This is a genomic window from Brevibacterium samyangense (assembly GCF_039529845.1).
Lineage (GTDB): Bacteria > Actinomycetota > Actinomycetes > Actinomycetales > Brevibacteriaceae > Brevibacterium > Brevibacterium samyangense.
Genome location: NZ_BAAANO010000004.1, coordinates 1 through 3114, shown reverse-complemented (window position 1 = coordinate 3114; position 3114 = coordinate 1). Strand labels below are relative to the sequence as shown.

At 68.9% G+C, this 3114-nt stretch carries 2 protein-coding genes; both read left to right on the top strand.

Annotated elements, in window-relative coordinates; all coding sequences use genetic code 11:
- Window positions 1-109 precede the first annotated feature (109 nt).
- Entirely contained in the window at window positions 110-913 is an 804-nt protein-coding gene (locus tag ABD172_RS01330) for a CPBP family intramembrane glutamic endopeptidase (RefSeq protein ID WP_344306251.1), read from the top strand.
- Window positions 914-1122: 209 nt separating this feature from the next.
- On the top strand, window positions 1123-3114 hold a 1992-nt coding region (locus ABD172_RS01325), incomplete at its 3' end, for a PhoX family protein (protein ID WP_344306249.1).

Here is a 3114-nt window from a genome sequence, read left to right as displayed (position 1 = left end):
CTCGGGCACGGAGGGGGAACAACCGCTCACGCGGCGTGCCCGCCGCGCCGGCAGGCACGCGGCGGACGAGTGATCCGCCGGAACCCGTCGAGAGCCTAGGCTCCCTCCCATGAGCGCTTCCTCCACCGACCTCCCGTCCCCGCTGCGTCCGCGCTGGGGACGGGAAGTCGTGCTCGTCGCACTGCTCTCGCTCGCGCAGTCCGCGATCTACGCGGTCGTCCGACTCGCCGATGTGCTGTCGCGCGGTCCGCTCGTCGAGGCGGAGGCGAAGCTCAACACCTCGGCGTCGGCCCGGCCCTGGTTCGATCTCGTGTACCAACTCCTGGGCATCGGTTTCGCGCTCGTGCCGGTCGCACTCGCCCTGTTCCTCATGAACCGTGACCGCGTGTGGGCGGCGTCCGGTGTGACACTCGCGGACGTGCGCCCGGCGGCACTGCGCACAGGTCTCGATCTGCGACGGCCGGTGTCGGACCTGCTGCGGGGGACCGGGCTGTTCCTCGTCATCGGGGTCGGCACGCTCGGTGTCTACGCGACCGGGCGGGCCCTCGGGATCACCGCGGAGATCCTCCCGAACAACCTGAGCGCGTACTGGTGGACGGTGCCGGTCCTCCTACTGGCGGCGGCGAAGAACGGCATCCTCGAAGAGGTTCTCCTCCTCGGATACGGCGTCGACCGTCTCGAGAAACTGCGGTGGGCGCCGTGGGTGATCGTTCTCGTCCTCGCGGTGTTCCGCGCGAGCTATCACCTCTATCAGGGCATCGGTCCGTTCATCGGCAATGTGCTCATGGGCCTGCTCTTCGGGTTCCTCTATCTCCGGTGGCGCCGCGTCATGCCCTTCGTCCTCGCCCACACGTTCATCGATGCCGTCGGCTTCCTCGGCCCCGGAATCCTCGCGGCGGTCGACCCACGCTGACCGACCCGCTCGCCGCCCACGGGCCGCACCTCGGGGTCCCCGCGCTTTTCCTCAGGTCCATGTGCGCTATTTGAACGCTCAAGGTTCTGTTACCCGTCCGTTCACCTGTGCGTCGTCCCCGCGTGGACTTCGGCTGTCAGTGTGACCCGGTCGTGTCCCACGCCAGGACCGCGATCGGACTCCCGACGCCGAACCCTCGAAAGGACCACATGTCTCTCCTGCGGAACCTCCTTCCCATGGCGGACCACGTGCGCGGCAAGCGCTCACCCGTCACCTGCGCACTCAAGTGCGGCAATGCGTGCCTCGGCGAGGTGTGCAACACCTCGCAGAACGCCTACTTCCGCGACATCGCGTCCGCGGCACTGAGCCGTCGCTCGATCCTCGGGGGCGCCGCTGCCGGTGCACTCGCGATCGCCGTCACGACCGCGCCGTCCTCGCCGCTCGCAGGGGCCGCGCACGCCGCCGGGAACACGAAGTCGAAGTCGAAGCTCGTCTTCGACGCGATCGACCCGGTGAACCACGAGGTCGACGGATTCCACGTCCCGGAGGGCTTCACGTGGAAGCCGATCGCCCGGTGGGGCGACGCGCTGTTCCCCGACAGCCCCGAGTTCGACCCGGAGGACCAGAGCGAGGAGGCCCAGAAGCGTCAGTTCGGGTACAACTGCGACTTCCTCTCGATCCAGCTCGATCCGGCGCACAAGAACGGCAAGCGGGCGGTCATGTTCACGAACCACGAGTACGTGAACGAGGGCATCATGTACCCGGACGCGCTGCCGGCCGCCGAGCGCCGCGCGATCTCCCGCGCCGCCAAGGGCCTCAGCGTCGTCGAACTCCAGCGGCAGAACAAGAACTCCGAGTGGACCGTCGACGTCAGCGGCCCGCGCAACCGTCGCTTCGTCATGGAGACCGAGTACACCTTCACCGGTCCGGCTGCCGGCTCCGAGCTCCTGCGCACCGCCGATTACCCGGCCGGCGACAAGGTGCAGGGTACGGTCGGCAACTGTGCCGGCGGTCTCACCCCGTGGGGCACGCTGCTCTCCGGCGAGGAGAACTTCAACGGCTACTTCGCCGCCGCCGGCACCTCCGCCGAGGACAAGCGTTACGGCCTCGGCGGCGAGGGCAACGGCTGGGCCGAGGACGACCCGCGCTGGGACACCCGCAACGCCGGGTACGAGAACGAGGCGAACCGTTTCGGCTACATCGTCGAAGTCGATCCCTGGGACCCGACCTCGACCCCGCTCAAGCACACCTCGCTCGGTCGCTTCAAGCACGAGGGCGCGAACGTCACCATCTCCGCCTCCGGCCACGCCGTTGCGTACTCCGGTGACGACGAGCGCTTCGACTACCTCTACAAGTTCGTCTCGAATGACACGTACCGCGAAGGCGACCGCGCGCACAACATGACCCTCCTGTCCGAGGGCAACCTCTACGTCGCCAAGTTCGACGGCAACTCCGCCGCCGAGATCGACGGTTCGGGCGCACTCCCGGCCGACGGCGCCTTCGACGGTACCGGTGAGTGGCTGCCGCTCGTCGAGAACGGTGAGTCGAAGGTCCCGGGCATGTCCGTCGCGGAGGTGCTCGTGTACACCCGTCTCGCCGCCGACCTCGTCGGACCGACGAAGATGGACCGCTGCGAGGACGTCGAGCCGAGCCCCACCTCCGGCCGCATCTACGTCGCGTGCACGAACAACACGAACCGCGGCACCGGCACGAACGCTCCGGCGGACGAGGTCAACCCGCGCACCCGGAACCGCGACGGCCACGTCGTCGAGATCGCCGAGCGCGACGGCGACCACACCTCGACCGTGTTCGACTGGAACCTGCTCCTCGTCTGCGGCGATCCGGCGCAGGGCACCCAGACGTACTTCGGCGGGTTCCCGGAAGACCGCGTCTCCCCGATCTCCTGCCCCGACAACCTCGCCTTCGACTCCCAGGGCGACCTGTGGATCTCGACCGACGGCCAGCCGGGCACGATCGGTTACAACGACGGGCTCTTCCGCGTCCGCCTGGAGGGCGAGGTCCGTGGCCAGGTCGAGCAGTTCCTCTCCGTCCCCCGCGAGGCGGAGACCTGCGGGCCGGTCATCCACGACGAGGAGCGCACCGTGTTCGTCGCCGTCCAGCACCCGGGCGAGGACGGTGCCTACACCGATCAGCACTCCGCCTTCCCGGACTACGTGACCGAGGCGGCGGGCGGCCGCGCG